This window comes from Ancylomarina sp. YFZ004 (genome assembly GCF_054254355.1).
In genome coordinates, this window is record NZ_JBTCHQ010000003.1 from 118,185 (window position 1) to 138,031 (window position 19,847).

Annotated in this window: 16 protein-coding genes; 13 read left to right on the top strand and 3 right to left on the bottom strand. The window is 37.2% G+C overall.

Annotation, left to right across the window (positions count from 1 at the left end):
• Positions 1-8: 8 nt before the first annotated feature.
• Positions 9-1,622, bottom strand: a complete 1,614-nt coding sequence (locus ACXR6G_RS06095) for an ABC-F family ATP-binding cassette domain-containing protein (protein ID WP_458360519.1) — start codon at positions 1,620-1,622, stop codon at positions 9-11.
• A 559-nt stretch (positions 1,623-2,181) separates the two neighbouring features.
• On the opposite strand from ACXR6G_RS06095, the gene fabG reads away from it, so the two are divergent.
• Together fabG and ACXR6G_RS06105 are read left to right on the top strand one after the other, a co-directional pair.
• Complete coding sequence (fabG, locus tag ACXR6G_RS06100) at positions 2,182-2,928, top strand: 3-oxoacyl-[acyl-carrier-protein] reductase (RefSeq protein WP_458360520.1); 747 nt, start codon at positions 2,182-2,184, stop codon at positions 2,926-2,928.
• 95 nt (positions 2,929-3,023) lie between these two features.
• Positions 3,024-3,428: an acyl-CoA thioesterase gene (locus ACXR6G_RS06105; RefSeq protein WP_458360521.1), complete on the top strand. Its 405-nt coding sequence runs from the start codon at positions 3,024-3,026 to the stop codon at positions 3,426-3,428.
• Positions 3,429-3,435: 7 nt separating this feature from the next.
• Here ACXR6G_RS06105 and ACXR6G_RS06110 read toward each other — a convergent pair whose 3' ends face one another.
• Positions 3,436-4,074: a class I SAM-dependent methyltransferase gene (locus tag ACXR6G_RS06110; RefSeq protein ID WP_458360522.1), complete on the bottom strand. Its 639-nt coding sequence runs from the start codon at positions 4,072-4,074 to the stop codon at positions 3,436-3,438.
• Positions 4,075-4,273: 199 nt separating this feature from the next.
• On the opposite strand from ACXR6G_RS06110, the gene ACXR6G_RS06115 reads away from it, so the two are divergent.
• The 11 genes from ACXR6G_RS06115 to ACXR6G_RS06165 all read left to right on the top strand — a co-directional run bounded on the left by ACXR6G_RS06115 (position 4,274) and on the right by ACXR6G_RS06165 (position 18,677).
• Positions 4,274-6,322, top strand: a complete 2,049-nt coding sequence (locus ACXR6G_RS06115) for a TonB-dependent receptor plug domain-containing protein (RefSeq protein WP_458360523.1) — start codon at positions 4,274-4,276, stop codon at positions 6,320-6,322.
• Between the two features lie 180 nt (positions 6,323-6,502).
• Positions 6,503-7,729, top strand: a complete 1,227-nt coding sequence (locus ACXR6G_RS06120) for an ABC transporter permease (protein WP_458360524.1) — start codon at positions 6,503-6,505, stop codon at positions 7,727-7,729.
• 46 nt (positions 7,730-7,775) lie between these two features.
• A complete protein-coding gene (locus ACXR6G_RS06125; RefSeq protein WP_458360525.1) occupies positions 7,776-9,035 on the top strand; it encodes an ABC transporter permease in 1,260 nt (419 codons plus the stop codon).
• Between the two features lie 1,559 nt (positions 9,036-10,594).
• Positions 10,595-11,029 (top strand): helix-turn-helix transcriptional regulator, encoded by a 435-nt coding sequence (locus tag ACXR6G_RS06130; RefSeq protein WP_458360526.1) that lies wholly within the window; start codon positions 10,595-10,597, stop codon positions 11,027-11,029.
• Between the two features lie 235 nt (positions 11,030-11,264).
• Positions 11,265-12,029, top strand: a complete 765-nt coding sequence (locus ACXR6G_RS06135) for a dihydroorotate dehydrogenase electron transfer subunit (protein WP_458360527.1) — start codon at positions 11,265-11,267, stop codon at positions 12,027-12,029.
• Complete coding sequence (locus ACXR6G_RS06140; protein ID WP_458360528.1) at positions 12,023-12,937, top strand: dihydroorotate dehydrogenase; 915 nt, start codon at positions 12,023-12,025, stop codon at positions 12,935-12,937. The genes ACXR6G_RS06135 and ACXR6G_RS06140 overlap by 7 nt, the downstream gene beginning before the upstream one ends.
• A gap of 192 nt (positions 12,938-13,129) precedes the next feature.
• The gene (locus tag ACXR6G_RS06145) at positions 13,130-14,158 is read left to right on the top strand and encodes a pyridoxal phosphate-dependent aminotransferase (RefSeq protein ID WP_458360529.1); all 1,029 of its coding nucleotides are present in this window, start codon (positions 13,130-13,132) and stop codon (positions 14,156-14,158) included.
• The gene (cbiB, locus tag ACXR6G_RS06150) at positions 14,137-15,087 is read left to right on the top strand and encodes an adenosylcobinamide-phosphate synthase CbiB (protein ID WP_458360530.1); all 951 of its coding nucleotides are present in this window, start codon (positions 14,137-14,139) and stop codon (positions 15,085-15,087) included. Before ACXR6G_RS06145 ends, cbiB begins: the two co-directional genes overlap by 22 nt.
• A gap of 69 nt (positions 15,088-15,156) precedes the next feature.
• Positions 15,157-15,669 (top strand): bifunctional adenosylcobinamide kinase/adenosylcobinamide-phosphate guanylyltransferase, encoded by a 513-nt coding sequence (locus ACXR6G_RS06155; RefSeq protein ID WP_458360531.1) that lies wholly within the window; start codon positions 15,157-15,159, stop codon positions 15,667-15,669.
• A gap of 229 nt (positions 15,670-15,898) precedes the next feature.
• On the top strand, positions 15,899-17,053 hold the full coding sequence (locus ACXR6G_RS06160) for a BPL-N domain-containing protein (RefSeq protein ID WP_458360532.1): 1,155 nt from the start codon (positions 15,899-15,901) through the stop codon (positions 17,051-17,053).
• Positions 17,054-17,507: 454 nt separating this feature from the next.
• Positions 17,508-18,677 carry a tetratricopeptide repeat protein gene (locus ACXR6G_RS06165; RefSeq protein ID WP_458360533.1) on the top strand — a complete coding sequence of 390 codons (1,170 nt, stop codon included), beginning with the start codon at positions 17,508-17,510 and terminating at the stop codon, positions 18,675-18,677.
• 385 nt (positions 18,678-19,062) lie between these two features.
• Here ACXR6G_RS06165 and ACXR6G_RS06170 read toward each other — a convergent pair whose 3' ends face one another.
• The gene (locus ACXR6G_RS06170; protein WP_458360534.1) at positions 19,063-19,779 is read right to left on the bottom strand and encodes a pirin family protein; all 717 of its coding nucleotides are present in this window, start codon (positions 19,777-19,779) and stop codon (positions 19,063-19,065) included.
• Positions 19,780-19,847 lie beyond the last annotated feature (68 nt).

Below are 19,847 nucleotides of genomic sequence, written 5' to 3' on the forward strand. Positions count from 1 at the left end.
TTTAAATACTATTTATACATTTCTTCGCGAATCGCTTTAATCTTATCGCTAGTCACATATTCGTCATATGCCATCAACTTATCTATAGTTCCATTAGGTGTTAACTCGATAATACGAGTACTTACCGTTTGAATAAACTCGTGGTCATGAGACGACATCATTATTGTACCCGCGTAGTTGATCAAGGCATTATTAAATGACTGAATTGATTCAAGATCCAAGTGGTTAGTAGGTGTGTCTAATATCAAAACATTGGCATTCTTCAACATCATTCGTGAAACCATACAACGTACTTTTTCACCTCCTGAAAGCACATTTGATTTCTTGAAAATATCCTCACCTGAGAACAACATTTTACCTAAATAACCTCTTAAGAAGATCTCAGAAGTATCTGGTGAATATTGAGCTAACCAGTCTTTAAGAGTAATCTCACCTTGAAAGAAAGAATTGTGGTCAACAGGTAAATATGCTGGTGTAATTGTCACACCCCATTCGAACGAACCTGAATCTGCTTTGACTTCATCATTGATAATATCGAACAATGAAGTCATGGCACGAGGGTCACGAGATAGGAAAATAACTTTTTCGCCTTTTTCGATTGTGAATTCAACATCCTTAAATAGAATATCGTCTTCTATTTTTTTGCTCAAGCCCATACAAGAGAAGATCTTATCTCCAGCTTCACGTTCCTGAGGGAATATGATACCTGGGTAACGACGAGTCGATGGCTGAATATCATCGATATTCAATTTTTCAATCATCTTCTTACGAGAAGTCGTTTGCTTAGACTTAGCAACATTGGCAGAAAAACGAGCAATAAATTCCTGAAGTTCTTTTTTCTTCTCTTCAGCCTTTTTATTCTGATTGGCTTGCTGGCGAGCAGCTAGCTGAGATGATTCGTACCAGAAAGTATAATTACCAGAGAACATTTTCACTTTACCAAAGTCGATATCTACAATATCCGTACAAACTGAATCCAGGAAGTGACGGTCGTGAGATACTACAATTACTGTATTGTTGAAGTTAGCAAGGTAGTTTTCCAACCACATGACTGTTTCAAGGTCAAGATCATTGGTAGGCTCATCTAAAAGCAAGTTATCAGGATTTCCAAAAAGAGCCTGAGCCAAAAGCACACGCACCTTTTCTTTACCACTTAACTCTGACATCATTTTGAGATGAAGCGCTTCCTTAATACCTAAACCACTTAAAAGTTCAGCAGCATCACTTTCTGCATTCCATCCACCCATTTCAGCAAATTCTTCTTCAAGTTCAGATGCTTTAATACCATCTGCCTCAGAAAAATCTGGTTTTGCATACAAGTTATTCTTTTCTTGCATAATTGCCCACAACTCATTGTGTCCAGCAACTACAGAATCAAGTACGGTGAATTCATCGAATCCGTAGTGATCCTGTTTCAATACAGCCAGACGTTCGCCTGGTTCCATAGCAACACGACCAGAAGTAGAATCTAGATCACCTGAAAGAATTTTTAAGAAAGTTGATTTACCGGCGCCGTTAGCACCTATGATACCGTAACAGTTTCCTGGAGTGAACTTTAAGTTAACATCCTGAAAAAGGGTACGTTTACCAAACTGAATGGATAGATTTGAAACTGAAATCATTTAAACGAAAATATTATATTTTGGCCTTTTTTTTCCTAAATAGTAGGAGCTAGGCAATTAAAAACATATGTATCAGTACTCTATGATGAAAAGAACTGTACGAATAAGCTTATGCTTCTGCTTTTAATCATGCTTTTACATGTGATTAAGAGACTTTGAAACACAGCAATTATCGGTTTGCGAAATTAATAATAATTGATTAGAATATAGCACATCTGAAAAAAGATTTTTGATAAGTGAATTAGAGATAAAAATAAGTATTTGAATAATCCTTGAAACTAACTTGTTTTTAAAGTACTAGAGCCTGCAGAAGTATATGTTCAAACGAAGAAGTCTACTTTTTGTTTAAAATAGATTATATTTGTTCTTCAAATTTTGAGAAATCGATAGACAAGCGGCTTCTTTAGTTTTGAATAGAAATCTAAAGAGCAACTTATAAAATTGTAATTATTTTTAATTATTGAGTGAGTATTCATCACGATTGTGATGTTTGAAATGCTTAAGTCTGAAACTTCATTCTTAAGATAGTTAAGCTTTCTCAGATATAAAATATTCTGAAATGAAATTATTAGAAGGAAAAACAGCAATTATTACCGGAGCTTCTCGCGGTATTGGTAAAGCAGTAGCTATCGAATTTGCTAAGCAAGGTGCTAATGTAGCATTCACCGATTTATTTTATAATGAAGCAGCTCAGGAAACTGAAAAAGAAATCGCTTCATATGGTGTTAAAGCTAAAGGCTATGCTTCAGATGCAAGTAATTTTGCTGACACAGATAGAGTTGTTGCTGAAATTGTTGCTGAATTTGGGGCTGTAGATATTTTGGTTAACAATGCTGGTATCACTAAGGATACCTTGTTGATGAGAATGACTGAAGAGCAGTGGGATATGGTTATTAACGTGAATTTGAAGTCTGTATTTAACTTCACTAAAGCCGTTCAACGTACCATGTTGAAGCAACGTAGTGGTTCAATCATCAATATGAGTTCAGTAGTAGGTGTTAGCGGAAACGCTGGTCAATCAAACTACTCAGCTTCTAAAGCAGGTATCATTGGTTTCACTAAGTCAGTAGCTAAAGAGCTAGGTTCTCGTGGAATCCGTTCTAACGCAATTGCTCCAGGTTTTATCATCACTGAAATGACTGGAAAACTTCCTGAGGATGTTGTGAAAGAATGGGCTAGTAAAATTCCTTTGAAAAGAGGTGGTACACCTGAAGAAATCGCAAAAACTTGCGTTTATTTAGGTTGTGATCTTTCTTCTTACGTTACAGGTCAGACTATTCACGTTTGTGGTGGTATGAACATGTAAGTTTAGGATTGACAAAATATTAGGAAGGATTGTCTTTTGGCAATCCTTTTTTTATGAACTTGCATTCTTTAAAAGGATAAATAAAACTCAATCGAATGAAAAATTATATCTACGAATTAAAACTAAAGGTTCGAGACTACGAATGTGATTTACAGGGTGTTGTGAATAATTCCGTTTATCAGAACTATCTGGAACATGCCCGCCATGAATTTCTGGAATCTGAAGGTAATAATTTTAAGGCTTTACACGAAGAAGGCTTGGATGCCATGGTTTCTCGCGTTGAAATCGATTTTAAAACCTCACTAAGTTCAGGTGATGAGTTTGTTGTGAAATTAAATATTGACAGAGATGGTCCAAAACTGATTTTCCATGAGGATATTTATCGTTTATCTGACAGTAAACTATGTGCAAAAGGCAAGGTGTTTACCATCTGTCTAAAGAACGGTAGACTGACCAAGGGTGAGATCTTTGATGAAATTTTTGCCAATCATCTAAACTAAAATGCAATTACTTTTTTTGCATTAAAGCATAATAGGCTCTGTGATTGCCATTCTTCCCAGGAATGGTCATATTTTTTAGATCCATAATATGAAATAAGGGAGAGAATAGTTCTTGGATTTCAACCATGTTTGAAAAATAGAGCACCGATCCCGTTGGTGTTTCACGATATTTCCCTTTGCCTTCAAAATAAGCATCCTCTTCGTTAAAGGCTATGGAGAGGTAATAGGCATTCGTATTTAGTAGCTTGGCTACATTGCTGGCATACATCTCTCTGTATTCTGGATAGACATGATGTAATAAGCCATAATCAAAAGCAAAGTCAAAATTTGAGAGACTCAGATTAAGCTCTTTTGTAAAGTCAGCTATTAAGAATTCAATAGTTAGTTTATCTTCCTTTGCAAGCTTTTGAGCTTTTTCGATAGCCACACTAGAAAAATCAACTCCCGTCATTTCAAAACCCATTCTCGATAATTCTCGACTGTAATTCCCCAGTCCACACCCAATATCAATTGCTTTACAAGCTTCAATTAACTTGTTCGATATAAGTTCATGAATCACACTTGGCAATTCTAAAGAATTCCAAGGAATGCTTTCAGGAGATTGCTCACCATATATTTGATTGAATCGTTGGCTGGATTTATTCATTTTATAAAGATATGATTATCTGCTCACTATTGTTTGGAAAGGTCATTTTTAGAGCCCTTTTTATAAAAATACAAACAAGAGAAGGTCTTTTTGTTAGCTTATATTATTTATATTTGTCCGGTTTCTTGATTCTTATTTAGACTTGATAAGAATTAATTACTAAGAATCAATACGTTAAAAATATTTAGAAGAAAAATCGATGAAAAAATTAATCATAAATTCTGAACTGTCCTATTTTAGGAAGTGGACAAGACAATCATACTCCATTTTTAAAAGCCTTGGTAAGGAATGTGTCATTTCTTCACTTGTTGTGACTTACTTTTTGGTGGCTACGCCTCAGGATTCTTTTGCACAGGCTGATACTGTGCTAGTAAATAACAATCAAAAGCTTGATGAAGTCATCGTTAGTGCTCAACGAGCCTCTGTGACCTATTCTCAAATGGCTAGGGTCGTCACGATAATGGATAAAAAAGCCATCGAGTCAGCCCCGGTTCAAAGCTTACAGGATCTATTGGAGTATGTTTTGAATGTGGATGTGCGTCAGCGAGGTAATCATGGTGTACAGGCTGATGTGAGTATTAGAGGTGGAAGTTTTGATCAAACCATGATTTTGCTCAATGGGGTGAATGTGACTGATCCACAAACAGGTCATTTGAGTTTAAATCTCCCTGTGGATATTGAAAGTATAGAGCGAGTTGAGGTTTTACAAGGACCTGGTGCTCGAGTATATGGACCCAATGCTTTTAGTGGAGCCATCAATTTTATCACAGGAACAGGAAATAAGAATAATCTAAAGGCAAATATTTCAGCTGGGGAAAATGGCTTTTACTCTGGATCAGTCAATACAACCCTAATTACAGGTAAGTTGAAATCGTATGTAGCCTTAGCTCATAAGTCAAGTGATGGCTATATCGAGAACACTGACTTTAGAAATTCAAATGCCTTTTATCAAGGACAACTCTCAACAGAAGTCGGACTTTTAGATCTCCAGTTGGGATACAACGAAAAAGCTTATGGTGCCAATTCCTTCTACACGGCATCTTTTCCAAATCAATTTGAAGAAAACAAAACCTCTTTTGCTAGTTTGCGATTAACGACAAATGGCAAAGTGAAAATGACGCCTAATATTTATTGGAGACGTAGTCAGGATAGGTTTGAGTTGTTCCGAAACAATCCAGCCTCATGGTATACAAATCACAACTATCATTTGACCGATGTTTATGGGACAAGCATGAATTTTGCTTTCTCATCGAGCTTAGGAAAAACAGCGGCAGGTGTTGAGTTTAGATCGGAAAATGTTTGGAGTAATGTATTGGGTGAATTGATGGAAGAACCGATGAAAGTACCCGGAGAATCAGGCGCTTTTTTTACGAAAAACCATACTCGCACTAATCTGAGTTACTTTTTAGAACACAATGTCTATCTTGATCGATTTACATTCACGGCAGGTGTACTGGCTAACAGGAATTCGGATTTAGATAGAAGTTTCAGCTTCTATCCAGGTATGGATATCAGTTATCAATTGACTGAGAATAGCAAATTGTATGCTTCTGTAAATAAGTCATTACGTATGCCAACCTTCACCGACTTGTATTATGTGGGGCCGACCAATATTGGAAACACAGATTTGGATCCTGAAGAAGCAACCACCTACGAAACTGGACTGAAATTCAATAAGGCATGGCTAAAAGCACACGCTGGAATATTCAGAAGAGAAGGAAAGAACATGATTGATTGGGTAAAAGCTAGTTCTGAAGATAAGTGGCAAGCTCAAAATATTACGAAGCTGGATACTTGGGGAATAGAGTTTTCTTCAAATATCAATATGCAATATCTAATTTCAGAGGATTTCTTTATTAAAGATCTTTCTATCAAATATGCTTATTTGGAAATGGATAAATCATCCAGTGAATTTATTTCACGTTATGTGCTCGATCAGTTAAAACATAAACTGAACATATCTCTGAACCATAAGATATATAAATCATTGGGGGCATCTTGGCAGGTTGGTTGGCAGGATAGGAATGGATCCTATACCTGGTATAATAAAAAGGATTTAAGTCAATTCGAAGAACGAACGTATCGTCCGTTCTGGTTGGTTGACACAAAACTATATTGGCAGAAACCGACCTATACCATTTATCTGGAAGCAAGTAACTTATTGGGGCAAGATTATTACGATATGGGAAATATTACGCAGCCTGGCCGCTGGCTTCGAGCTGGTGTGAAACTAAATCTCGATTTATAAGTCATCATTCGGTCTGGAAAATATATTAAAAGTCACTTTCGGGTGACTTTTTTTTATTTTGCTAATTTCCAAATTCTGCTTACCTTGAGTGCAGAAAACCACCACATTATCTGTTAATACCACCATTTGGGCATTATTCTCTTTTTTATTTGTGAATAATCAGAATAAATATACACGCCCATGTTTGATCTTGATAAATGGCAAGAAATTTACGAAACCATCCGAAAAAATAAACTTCGCACCATACTAACTGGCTTCAGTGTGTCCTGGGGGATTTTCATGCTCATTATTTTACTAGGCTCAGGAAATGGTCTGCAAAATGGGGTGGTGAATCAATTTAAGTCGGATGCTGAAAATAGTCTTTGGCTTTATAGTGGTCAAACCAGTATGGCTTTTGATGGCATGCAGCCCGGCAGACGGATTCAATTTACGAATGAAGATTATTCTCGTACCAAACAATCTGGTTTAGATGTCGATAAGATTAGTTCCCGCTTTACCATTCGGGGAAATAATCAGATAAGCTATAAAACTGAATTTGTCAATTATTCCATTGTGGCCGTTCATCCTGATACGGAAACTCTGGAGAATACCACCTGTTTGAAAGGGCGATTTCTCAATGAAATTGATGTTAAAAAATATAGAAAAGTTGTTTCTATTTCTACTGTTGTGGAAGATGCTTTATTTGAAAAAGAAGAGCCTGTTGGGAAATATATCAAAATCAATAATATTCCTTTTCAGGTCATTGGAACCTTTACCGATCATTCCGAAAGAGATCTTCAACGGGTCTATATTCCCATTTCCACAGCCCAACGTGTTTTTGATGGAGCAAATCGAATATCAAATATGTCTTTTACAACTCAAACCCATGACATTGAGGAGTTGAAGCATATGGAAAAGCAATTGATGAGCACCTTTGCGGCTCGCCATAAGTTTGATCCAAAAGACAAACGTGCCATGTTCATCAACAATAATATGGAGAATTATCAGCGAACCATGGCCTTGTTTGCCGGAATTCGCATGTTCGTTTGGATTATAGGCTTAGGGACAATTATTGCTGGTATTGTGGGGGTTAGTAATATCATGATTATCGTCGTTAGAGAGCGTACCCGCGAGATTGGTATTCGAAAAGCATTGGGCGCAACACCAATGTCTATCATTTCATTGGTCTTGACCGAATCCATATTAATCACTTCCGTTGCTGGATATGTGGGATTAGCCATGGGCGTCATTCTTCTAGAACTACTGGCACCTCATACCCAAATTGAATTTTTCATGAATCCTTCAGTTGATCTAAGTGTGGCTTTTAGTGCTACAGTTTTATTGGTCGTATCAGGCGCAATAGCAGGATTCTTTCCAGCCAAAAAAGCGGCTTCCATTTTACCAATTGAAGCCTTGGCAGATGAATAGTATGATTTAGAACTAGATTAACTCAAAACTCATAAATACAAGCACGATGTTTGACAGAGATAGATGGACTGAAGTTTATATGGCACTCAAGAGCAATAAGTTGAGAACCTTCTTGACAGCCTTTGGTGTCTTTTGGGGAATTTTCATGCTCATCATTATGCTGGGCTCAGGTAAAGGGCTTGAGAATGGTGTTTATTACGGTATGGGAGATTTTGCCACCAATTCAGTCTTTATATGGGCACAACCCACCACTAAGGCTTATAAAGGATTTAAGCAGGGTAGACGGTATCATTTCAATAATGATGATACCAAGGCGATACTAGATCATGTACCCGAAATTAAATTACTGGCACCTAGAATTGAAGCTAGAGGTGGAAATGCCAATAATAATGTTGTCAAAGGGCTTAAAACGGGTGCCTTTAGTATTTTGGGTGATGTCCCTGATGTAAATGAAATTGATCCTGTTAATATGTATTCGGGTCGTTTTTTAAATGAGATCGATCTTTTGAAAAACAGAAAGGTTGCCGTAATAGGTAAACGTGTGAATGAAGTTCTTTTTGAATATGATGATGCCGTTGGCGAGTATATTAAAATCAATGGTATTTTCTTTCAAGTCATTGGTGTTTTTCATTCCATGCACTCTCAAGGCTGGGGCGAGTGGCAGGATCAGTGTGTCTTTATTCCTTTCACAACACTTCAGAAAACCTACAATTATGGAACGCGAGTCGGTCATTATTCAATTACATCCAAAGATAATTACACAGCTAGTTATGTGGAAGATAAGGTGAAAGCTTTATTGAAACGACGTCATAAAATTCATCCTGATGATGAAAGGGCTATTGGTTCACACAATGTTGAAAAAGAGTTTATTAAAATCAACCAACTCTTTATGGGAATATCAGGCTTAGTCTGGATTGTTGGAATTGGTACGCTAATGGCTGGTGTTATTGGGGTCAGTAACATCATGCTTTTTATTGTGAAAAAACGTACCAAAGAGATTGGTATTCAAAGAGCCATTGGCGCATCGCCATCCATGATCATCAGTTCAGTCATAACTGAATCTGTGGTCTTGACCGGATTGGCAGGATGGCTTGGCTTATTTGTTGGTGTGGTATTATTGGAGTTGCTGAGTGTGGCTATTGAGAAAAGTGGAGGAGAGCAACCCATGTTTACACATCCCGAGGTAGATTTCAATTTGGCAATGATGGCACTTGGGATTTTAATTTTGGCCGGCATATTAGCTGGGATCATTCCTGCAAAACGTGCTGTCGACATTAAACCAATTGATGCCATAAGAGATGAGTGATGAAAATGGAAACGGATCTTGTATTTAGAATTTTTTAAAAGTATTAAAACGGGTGTAGATGCGAAAATCAATTTTTGTATCTACACCCGTTTTTTTTCAGCTCATTTGTAGCCGAATTCACCAAAAATTTAAAAACAAACTAGAAAATACGAATTTTAGTCTAGTTGTTTAAGGATTGTGAACTTAACAAAAAGCCTATAAACACTTGATAAGCTAGACTTAAGCTAAGCTTTTAAAGCCATTTAACTTATTGAGAATTTCATATTTAATCAGAACTGTACATTAGGTCGTGTTTATTTCAATATAAACCCAATAAACTTCATGCAGGAAGAGATTTTTCTGCCAATTAAGAATTTCCTCAAGATTCTGCTTCATCCTCTTTCATTCTTTCCACATTTAGGAGGAGAGAGTCTTTTATTCCAATATGATTTTTATTGGTTTGATGATCATTCATGATTGATACAAATGAGCTTCACTTTTCCTAAATGAGGAAAAATTAAGTCTAAAATGGCAATTTCAGACCAATTTATCTAGATGAGATTGATTCAAAGTGCTAAATAATCTATGTGCACGCTATGTAATGTGTTGATTTATAGTGATGATGTGAATTGTTTATCGTAAAAAAGACCTTCTGAGGTTCACATATTTAATTATTGATGTCCAATAGGGTAGGTTTTTTACAATTGTCAATGGATTTTAAATTGGGTAGGGGAGTTATTTGTGAATTATAGAGTTTACAAATCGAAATAAAAAAAAGAAAATTTTAAAAAGGGACCTAATACATATGTAAACAATGCGAAACAGATAGTGTTATTGGTAGTTTACAGAAGTTATCTGAATATGCACTCAGAAATCAATACATTTGTAACTAATTGTAATTTGTCACCAAAATGGAATTCGTATATTTGTTTACCTATGGAACATGAAAACTTAGTTTCTATAAACATCTATTTAATTATAACTATAATCACAAAACCAGTAATTTAAAAGCTTTATATAAAGTGATACTTTAATAATAATTTCACATATGTATCATATATTAACAATCCAGATTAATCAGCACTATTAACATCCTATATAAATACTTATTATCAGATGATTAAGTGTAATTTCATGTAATTTACTTCAATACAGTTGAATACAGCTGTAATATCTGTTTACAGAGCTTATAATCCCCTATATATTCATTGTATAAATGGCTAGATAATGAATTGTTTAGCTCACAGACTAATATGATCTATTCACCCTGGTTTCTATGCCTTGTTTACATATGAATCTGTAAACATCTCTAATGAATCTGCATATATGATAGAATGATCTCTATATGAAACACTTTTTACAATACATGTAATTTTAGAGTCAGTAATGGATGACATTTGTAATAAACACGTCCAGTAAACAAAGTTACTTTTGTGTATTTGCAGTGTTGCTAAATGTGAATTTCCTGTTTTGATATTTGTAAATTTTATATTACATTTGTACTGAAACAAGAATTAACAATTGTAACAAAACTAAAAAGAAGAATATTCTGCTCTTCTTTGATCTATAATAGCTTAAGTATGAAAGATAGAATCATTCAATTACTCAACAATGAAGGGCTTAGTGCTTCTAAATTCGCCGATATCATTGGTGTTCAGCGCTCTAGCATGTCTCATATCTTATCGGGCCGCAACAACCCTAGTCTGGACTTTATACAGAAGATTATGCGCTCTTTTCCTAATATAAGTGGGGATTGGTTAATATCTGGCAGTGGTGAGATGACTAAAAATCAAGATTCGTCTTCCTTGTTTCAGGAGGTGATAAAAGAGGAAGATCCTGCCCCCTACCAGAGCAGTCAGCCACCTAAACTTAAAAAGGATAGCCCTGAAAGCACTCATAATAAGGCTGATCAGATGCCAGACCTGGATATGTCCGCTTTTTTATCGGGCAAAAAGATTGAAAAGGTGGTCGTATTTTATAGCGATAAAACCTTTAAAGAATACAATCCTGCTTAAACAGACTGCCTATGAGTCACCTTATAAACGCCTTAAAGCCTTAGATACCCTTCTAAGGCTTCTTTTTTGTCTGTGTTTTAAATCTGCTTGTTTTGAATCATTTTAAAGTCTTTTAGAGAACTAATTTCCCTTTGTGTAAGCTAATATTTCACTTATCTTTGAGCTCGATTTACTATTAAACAGCATTTGATGCCTCTAAAGCTCTTATGCTTCCATTTTATACCCTTAAAAAAGTATGAAGAAACTAATTCAGGACTTTGAACTTATTAAGTACGAAGAGCTCAATTGTGAGCATTTTGTGCTCGATATTAAGGCTAATGAAACTTTGCCTGAGATTCTGCCAGGCCAGTTCGTTAACGTTAGAGTCGATAATAATAACTCGGTTTTCCTACGCCGCCCTTTATCTATCCACAATGTGGATTACGATAGAAATGTGATTCAGCTCTTTGTAAAGCGTATTGGTGAAGGTACCAAGTCCTTAGGTGAGCTTAAAATTGGCGACACGCTAAGTGTGGTTTATCCTCTGGGAAACTCTTATTCCATTCCTAAAAACTCTAAAACACTGCTGATTGGTGGTGGTTGTGGAGTTGCTCCCTTACTTTACCTATCTAAATTCTTGCACGAAGCTGGTAACGAGGTAACCACCATTTTGGGTGTTCGTTCCTCTTACGATGCTGTTGGTTTAAAGGCCTATGAGCCCTATGGACGCATTTTAGTGACCACAGAGGACGGTTCTCAGGGTGAGAAAGGTTATCCGACTCAACACTCCGTATTGGAGAACGAGAGCTTTGATTATAGCTTCACTTGCGGTCCAGAGCCGATGATGAAGGCTGTAGCGGCTTATTCTGAATCTAAAGGCATTTCCTGTGAGGTTTCTCTTGAGAACACCATGGCATGTGGTTTTGGAGCTTGTTTGTGCTGTGTGACAGATACGAAGAAAGGTAATAAATGTGTATGCACTGAGGGCCCTGTCTTCAATATAAAGGACTTGAAATGGTAAACTTAGAAGTAAAACTTAAGGATCTGGTTTTAAAGAACCCGGTCATGACCGCATCAGGCACCTTCGGCTTTGGTGAGGAATTCGCTGATTTTATCGATTTAAGCGATTTAGGGGGCATAATAGTTAAAGGAACCACAAGACATCACCGTGAGGGAAACCCTTACCCTAGAATGGCTGAAACGGCTTCAGGTATGTTAAATGCTGTGGGACTTCAGAATAAGGGGGTTGAAAACTTCTGTAAGGACATTTATCCACGTATAAAAGGCTATCAGACCAATGTGATGGTGAATGTTTCGGGTTCGGTGATAGAGGATTATGTGGAAACAGCCGCTATGATCAACGAATTGGATCATATTCCGGGCATTGAGCTTAATATCTCTTGTCCGAACGTTAAAGAAGGCGGTATGGCTTTCGGAACCTCTTGTGCTTCGGCCGAGGAGGTTGTTCGTGCGGTCCGTAAAGTCTATAAGAAGCACCTTATGGTGAAATTATCACCTAATGTAACCGATATTGCTTCGATTGCTATGGCTGTTGAAGGTCAGGGTGCTGATTCAGTTTCCCTGATTAACACGCTTTTGGGTATGGCTATCGATGCTGAAACACGCAAACCTCTCTTATCTACGGTTACAGGTGGTCTTTCAGGCCCTTGTGTGAAGCCCGTAGCCCTTAGAATGGTCTGGCAGGTTGCTCAGGCGGTTAAGATCCCTGTGGTTGGCTTAGGCGGTATCATGAATGCAAAAGATGCTATCGAGTTCATTCTGGCAGGTGCAACAGCCATTCAAATTGGTACAGCCAACTTTATCGACCCTCAGGTGAGTGTGAAGATTGTAGAAGGTATAAAAGACTATATGATACGTCATCAGGTGAGTGATATCAATGATTTAATTGGTGCTATCAATCTGAAATAGAACAAGATGATTCATTAAAGATTTATTTCTTTAATAATCTAAACTATTAAAGATTTATTTCCTTAATGATTAATTAATAGGTTTACAGATGTGATTACAGCTGTAAACCTATTGTTTTTATTGGCTTTATTCGCTTAATTTGAGTCTTCTAAGAAATTAGACAACTGATTATAAACACGACTCATATTCAATATGTTACACGGACATGGCGACGACGCCTATCTCTATACACAGCCTATAAAAGCCAATTTCTCGACGAATATCTGGTATGGCGGCAGATCTGAGGATCTAAAGACCTTTATTCAAGCGAATTGGGATAAGATACATGCTTACCCTGAGCCTGCAGCTGAGAGTCTTTGCGACTTAATTGCTCAGGATCTCTCTATTCATACTGATCAGGTACTTGCTTGTAATGGGGCTACTGAGGCCTTCTACTTAATTGCACAGGCTTATCATTCAAAGACTTCGACGATTATTATCCCGACCTTTGCTGAATATGAGGATGCCTGCATAGTGAACAGACACCAGCTTAAGTTCCATAATTGGGCTGACTTAAAAGGGACCACCCTCTTTGCAGAAGGTTTGGTTTGGCTTTGCAACCCTAATAACCCTGATGGTCGCGTTGTTGAGAAGGCTTTCCTGGAATCTCTTCTTATAAACAACCCTAAGAGCACTTTTGTGGTGGATGAAGCCTATATCGACTTTACTGATGCGATTTCATCAGCAATCGATTTGATTGATGAGCACCCAAATTTGATTTTGGTGAAGTCATTGACTAAAAACTTCTCCATACCCGGCCTGAGATTGGGCTATTTGATCTCAAACAGGGCTATGGTACAGAATATCCGATTTTTTAAGCCTCCCTGGACGGTTAATTCCATAGCAATTGAGGCTGGAAAGTACATTTTGCAAAGGAAACAGACCTTTTTGCCTCCTGTAAAACAGTACAAATCAGACCAAAAGAATTTTTCTGAAAAATTGGCTCAAATTCCAGGTCTTAAAATATGGCCTTCAAAAACATCCTATTTTTTGATCGAACTAGAGAAATCAAGCGCTTCGGAGCTAAAAAATTACTTAATCTCTGAATTTGGCTTGCTCATTCGTGATGCAAGTAACTTTAGAGGACTCAGTGACCAATTTATTCGTGTCGCCACCTTATCCGAAGACAAAAACCAACTTTTAATAGACGCACTGACTCAATGGAGCAAATCGAACTTATAATACTTCCCCTTATCATAGGGTACATTTTGGATCTCATATTGGGAGATCCTCGTAAATTACCACACCCCATCGTGGGTTTTGGGAATATGATCAGTCTGGGAACTAAAAAGCTCAATCATGGCAATCATCGCATACTAAAGGGTGCTTTTATGAGTCTGAGTTTAATTCTACTGATCTATTCATCTTTCTACTTTCTTTCCATGCTCCTTTTAGGCTGGGAAAAGTGGGCTTTCATCATATTCACCTCTGTTTTTGTATTTTATGGTCTGGCCAACCGAAGCCTTTTGCAAGAAGGCTACGAGGTTTTTAAAGAGCTGGAAGAGAAAGGGCTGGAAGCTGGTCGTAAACGTTTGTCGTGGATTGTTGGTCGTGATACCAAAGGTCTTAGCGAACAAGAGATCCGCTTGGCCGTATTCGAAACCCTGTCTGAAAACCTTTCGGATGGTGTGGTGGCACCTCTCTTTTTTTATGCCGTGGGTGGCTTACCAGCCATGATGGCCTATAAGATGATCAATACGCTGGATTCCATGATAGGTTATAAGAACGAGAAATACCTCTACTTTGGACGTGTTGCGGCTCGTATCGATGATGCGGCTAACTTTATTCCTGCTCGTATTACTGCCTTCTTGATGGTGTTTGTGAGCCTGAGTTATAGGGGTTTCATCTTTATATTTCGCTATGGACGTTCGCATATCAGCCCCAATGCGGGTTATCCTGAATCGGCCTTGGCTGGTATATTGAATTGCCGATTTGGTGGTGCACATGATTATAGCGGCAAGATGGTTGATAAACCTTATATTGGTGAGTTGGGTCGAAAGATTGAAAATTCGGAGATCAAACGCATAGCCTACATCAATCATGCGGTTTGTTTGGCGACGATTGTACTGATCACAGCTTTTTACCTAGGCATCAATCTGCTAGTCAAATAGATTTGCTAGCTTTAAAAATACATTTTTTATTGGCTACACGTCTTACAGTAGCCATCTAAGCATATTATCATGATTCATTTTATTACAGGTGGTCAACGTTGTGGGAAAAGCGAATACGCTGAACAACTGACTCTCGAACAATCAAATAGCCCCATCTATCTGGCAACATCTCGTGTTTGGGATGATGGTCATCGCGCACGTATTGAGGCTCATAAGGCCCGTCGTGGTTCGCAATGGGAAAGCATCGAAGAGGAAAAAGAACTGAGTTCTCATGATTTTACGGGAAGATTGGTTTTACTCGACTGCATAACCCTCTGGTTAACAAATATATTCTTTGATAATGGCGATCAGGATGAGAAGAGTCTGGAAGAAGCTAAAGCTGAACTGGATAAAACCCTCTCTCAGGATTGTGATTGGATTATTGTTAGCAATGAAGTGGGCTTAGGTGGCCATCCGGGTAATGAGGTGGCGATGCGATTCAATGACTTACAGGGTAGAATCAATCAATATATTGCAAAAAAAGCAGATCGTGTGAGTCTGGTGATTTCGGGTATCCCTATGGAAATCAAATCTCCCAAATAAATAGAACGCCATTTTAGCTGAATATGCCAACGCAACATAAAGATTATTTTTCCCCGACTCATCACTTTTGCTATCTTTATCGACTTATGCCATAATAGTTCAAAATATTCAGGTATAATGCCGATAGATATTTGATATTCAATATCACCCCGAAAGCTTTCGCAGATAGAGGATTAATCAAATACTAATCGGTAAACAAAAATAACCGACTAACAAAGCTTAAACAAAAATGACCAAACTAAAAATCAATCTTTTTCTAATTGCTTGCCTTAGCTTATGCCTACTAAGCTCTTGCAGAAGAGTTGAAAAACAAAATAAGTCGAATGAAACCATTCGCGTAGGGGTTTTCGACAAAAATGGTGATAGCCCATGGTGTATTACAGATGCCTTGGAAGCTTTACGAATTGATCCCAATATGCAAGCTGAAGTGGTTCGTGCTTCTCAAATTATGTCGGGCGAACTCGATGCTTTCGATGCTATTGTATTCCCTGGCGGAAGCGGACGTGGTGAAACCCAAAGCTTGGGTGATGCTGGTATGGAAAAGCTTGTGAAGATGGTTAAAGAAAAAGGTAAGGCTGTCGTGGGTATTTGCGCGGGTGCTTATATCATGACCGAAACTCCTGATTACCCAAGTCTTGACTTAAACGGCTGTGAAGCCATTGATATTGAGCACGATAATCGTGGACATGGTTTGTCGAAATTTTCATTGACTAAAGAAGGCAAAGAGATCTTCCCTGAGCTGAAGGATAGAAAAATTTCATTTTGTCAGTATTACGAAGGCCCAGTTTTGGTTCCTGCCAAGTCGGGTGCTAAGTTTATGGAATTGGCGACTATGCTTAGCGATGTGCATACCGTGGAAGGTTCTCCTGCGGATATGACGAACAACCGTCCTTTTGTTGTTGCTGCTGAAGTGGGCAAAGGTAGAGTGGCTTCATTTGTTGGTCACCCTGAATGCACACCAGGTATGCGTTGGATGTTACCTCGTATGGTGCGTTGGACTTGCAATAAGGAATTAATTTCGTACCCAGAGAATGTGGTTCGTCCTGATTTCTTCAAGAATGAGATCATCTATACCAAAGAGATTAACGATTTACAGTCGAAATACCACAAGCAATTGACTGGTACCAGAGCTGAGAAATTGGAAGGAATCGAGAAAGTGATCGAGTTGGCTTGCTGGTCATCCAAAAAATGGATTCCTGGTATGCTTCGCGATAAGGATGCCATGGTGAGAGTCAAAGCTTCTTGGGCACTGATCCAACTGGAGAGAACTGATGCCATTCCTGATTTGGAAGCAGCTGTTATGACTGAGACGGATAACAATATCAAAATCGAATTGGAAAAGAACTTGAAAGCACTTAAAGGTCTTTTAGGTGCAAACAGCTAGCGAATAGCCTGGTGTAAATAATACAAAGCGGTCATCTCTTCGGAAATGATCGCTTTTCTATTTATTTGAAAGGCTTAGTTGTAGCAAAAGGTATTCACAGAATAAACAGATTAAATTGTTCATTTTGATAATTATGGAAATTCTGTCATTATGTGTTTTTTTTCACTTCTATCTCTATTGCTTTATCAGTATTATCACAAATCTAACATAGGCACCTGGTGATAATAAGCTGGATAACAAGGATGATGATCAACAAGATTCTACTAAAGATGGTGAACAAACTAGTCTATCCAAGTATTTAGAGTAATTATAAGTTATATATTGTTTTGTTTGTCAAATTATGGGTTAAATTTGGACAAGATTCTTAATACAAAACAAACTATAGAAAAATAGCTTTCTTATTGATTTTAAATAAATCAGAAAGCTTTATAAGCAAAACAAAAACTATTTACTGATGAAAAAATTATCATTCATTATGGTTCTTCTTTTGTGTGTTTCAATGGTAAACGCACAAAAGAGTAAAGTTACAGGAGCTAGTAATTATCTAACTTCGGGTAAACTTGATAAAGCAAAAGAAGCAATTGATGCAGGTATGGGACACGAAAAATGTGTTGCATGGCCAAAAGCATATTTAATTCAAGGAAAAGTCTATCAAGCTATTTTTGAAAGTCCACTTCCTGCTTATAAGAACTTGTCTGAAACACCGTTGAATATAGCTTACGAAGCTTATATGAAATGTATGGAACTTGACGTTAAGAATAAATATGGTAAAGCTGTTAAAGCTCAAATGACCAATCTAATTCCTGACTATACGAATAGGGCTGTTCAATTCTTCCAAACTGAAGATTATAGTGGTGCTTTTAATGCTTTTGAAAAGGTTTTGGAAATCGAGAACTTAGAAATGTTTAAAGCTGATAATTTAGCTGTTGATACTGCAGTTATTTTTAACTCTGCTTTAGCTGCTCAGAAAGCTAACAATCTTGAAGCTGCTATTAAGTATTATAAGCAAACTATTAGCTATAACTATGGTGAAGCTAAGGCTTATGCATATCTTTCAAAGGTGTTAAAAGATAATGGGAATGATGAAGAATCATTAACTTATCTACATAAAGGATTTAAATTGTACCCAGACGATGCTCAGATGATTGTAGAGTTAATCAATCATTATTTACTAGGGCCTAATCCTAATGAAGCAGTTGAATACCTTGACAAAGCTCTTGCATTGGATCCAGAAAATGCATCTTATTATAGAGCAAAAGGAACTGTTTACGAGAAAACTAATGAGCCAGAAAAAGCAAAAGAAATGTACAGAATTGCTTTCGCTAAGGATCCAAAGGATTATATTTCTCAATACAATCTAGGGATATTACAGTTAAATGAAGCTGAGGAGGCTCGTAAAGTAGTTAACGACATCATGGATCAGAAGAAATACGATGCTGCTCTTAAGGACTTACAGAAATTATACGAAGAAGCACTTCCGTGTTTCACTAAGGTGCTTGAAATCAAGCCTGATGAGCAGAATTCAATCTCATTTCTTAAAGAGATTTATTTCAGACTTAGAAATGAAAAACCTGAGTACATGAAAAAGTATGAAGAATTTAAAGCTAAGATGGATAATATGTAAGATTGTCCAATCGAATACTAAAAAAGCCTCCAGAATTATTTCTGGAGGCTTTTTTAGTTGCATTTGTCTCGTCTTGAAATAGTGATACACAAAAAGAAATTTTATGCGACAAACCATAGAAAGACAGTCCAGTATGGCTTTAAAACTTCAAGTTATCCAAAAAGATGAAAGAGGAGGCTTAAGTCAGTAAACCGCTACACGAAAATATGGAATTCAAGGAAGGAGTACTGTTTTGGAGTGGCTTAGGAAATATGGTAACTTCTACTGGGAGAATTAAACACCATCAAATATGCCTAAGACATAAGGACAACACATCCAGGAACTTGAGCAGAAAGTTAGATTTTTTGATAAGCAAAAAGCGTTTCTAGAATCTCTAGGTTTGAAATTAAATATCAAACATCGGTACCTCCATCAGTAGAACTTTGGTATTTACCCCTGTCTTAAATTCAACCTTTCGAGTTTCTGTGATGGCAAGACCATCTCTTTTTTCCAGTTTATAATCCTTAATTTGAACTTCACCTTCCAAGACAAAAAGATAGAGTCCATTGCCTTTTTGTTTTATGATATAGGTACTAGCACTTGTCTCATGAAATTCTCCAAGATGAAACCAAGCGTTTTGATGAATCCAAACACCTGCATCATCTTTATTGGGAGAAAGGATTTGCTTCAGACCATTTTCAGACTCAATATCTTCTATAGAAATCTGATCGTAGCGCGGTTCCACATTCTTTTTATTGGGAATAAGCCAAATTTGAAGTAAACTGACTGGCTTATCATCATTGGGATTAAACTCCGAATGAAGAATACCAGTCCCCGCACTCATAACCTGAATTTCACCTGCTTTTATAACTGAGGAATTGCCCATACTATCCTTATGCTCAAGTTCCCCTTCAAGTGGAATCGATATGATTTCCATATTATTGTGAGGATGTGTACCAAATCCTTTACCAGCAGCTATTCTATCATCATTCAAAACTCGCAAAACACCAAAATGCATACGATCGGTATGGTAATAATCAGCAAAAGAAAAGGTATGATAGGCATCTAACCAGCCATGATTGGCATGGCCTCTGGTATTGGCTTTGTGTATAATGGTTTTCATTTTTGTTCCTCCCAATTGATAGATGACGGATAAGTGCTTTCTGATACCTAAGTTACATTTTTTTGATT

Bases quoted from the DNA above. Each gene is read 5' to 3' on its own strand.
- ACXR6G_RS06125 (WP_458360525.1), top strand. From the start codon at position 7,776: ATGTTTGACAGAGATAGATGGACTGAAGTTTATATGGCACTCAAGAGC.
- ACXR6G_RS06120 (WP_458360524.1), top strand. From the start codon at position 6,503: ATGTTTGATCTTGATAAATGGCAAGAAATTTACGAAACCATCCGAAAA.
- ACXR6G_RS06160 (WP_458360532.1), top strand. From the start codon at position 15,899: ATGACCAAACTAAAAATCAATCTTTTTCTAATTGCTTGCCTTAGCTTA.
- ACXR6G_RS06155 (WP_458360531.1), top strand. From the start codon at position 15,157: ATGATTCATTTTATTACAGGTGGTCAACGTTGTGGGAAAAGCGAATAC.
- ACXR6G_RS06145 (WP_458360529.1), top strand. From the start codon at position 13,130: ATGTTACACGGACATGGCGACGACGCCTATCTCTATACACAGCCTATA.
- ACXR6G_RS06165 (WP_458360533.1), top strand. From the start codon at position 17,508: ATGAAAAAATTATCATTCATTATGGTTCTTCTTTTGTGTGTTTCAATG.
- ACXR6G_RS06105 (WP_458360521.1), top strand. From the start codon at position 3,024: ATGAAAAATTATATCTACGAATTAAAACTAAAGGTTCGAGACTACGAA.
- ACXR6G_RS06130 (WP_458360526.1), top strand. From the start codon at position 10,595: ATGAAAGATAGAATCATTCAATTACTCAACAATGAAGGGCTTAGTGCT.
- ACXR6G_RS06135 (WP_458360527.1), top strand. From the start codon at position 11,265: ATGAAGAAACTAATTCAGGACTTTGAACTTATTAAGTACGAAGAGCTC.
- ACXR6G_RS06095 (WP_458360519.1), bottom strand. From the start codon at position 1,622: ATGATTTCAGTTTCAAATCTATCCATTCAGTTTGGTAAACGTACCCTT.
- ACXR6G_RS06115 (WP_458360523.1), top strand. From the start codon at position 4,274: ATGAAAAAATTAATCATAAATTCTGAACTGTCCTATTTTAGGAAGTGG.
- fabG (WP_458360520.1), top strand. From the start codon at position 2,182: ATGAAATTATTAGAAGGAAAAACAGCAATTATTACCGGAGCTTCTCGC.
- ACXR6G_RS06110 (WP_458360522.1), bottom strand. From the start codon at position 4,074: ATGAATAAATCCAGCCAACGATTCAATCAAATATATGGTGAGCAATCT.
- ACXR6G_RS06140 (WP_458360528.1), top strand. From the start codon at position 12,023: ATGGTAAACTTAGAAGTAAAACTTAAGGATCTGGTTTTAAAGAACCCG.
- cbiB (WP_458360530.1), top strand. From the start codon at position 14,137: ATGGAGCAAATCGAACTTATAATACTTCCCCTTATCATAGGGTACATT.
- ACXR6G_RS06170 (WP_458360534.1), bottom strand. From the start codon at position 19,779: ATGAAAACCATTATACACAAAGCCAATACCAGAGGCCATGCCAATCAT.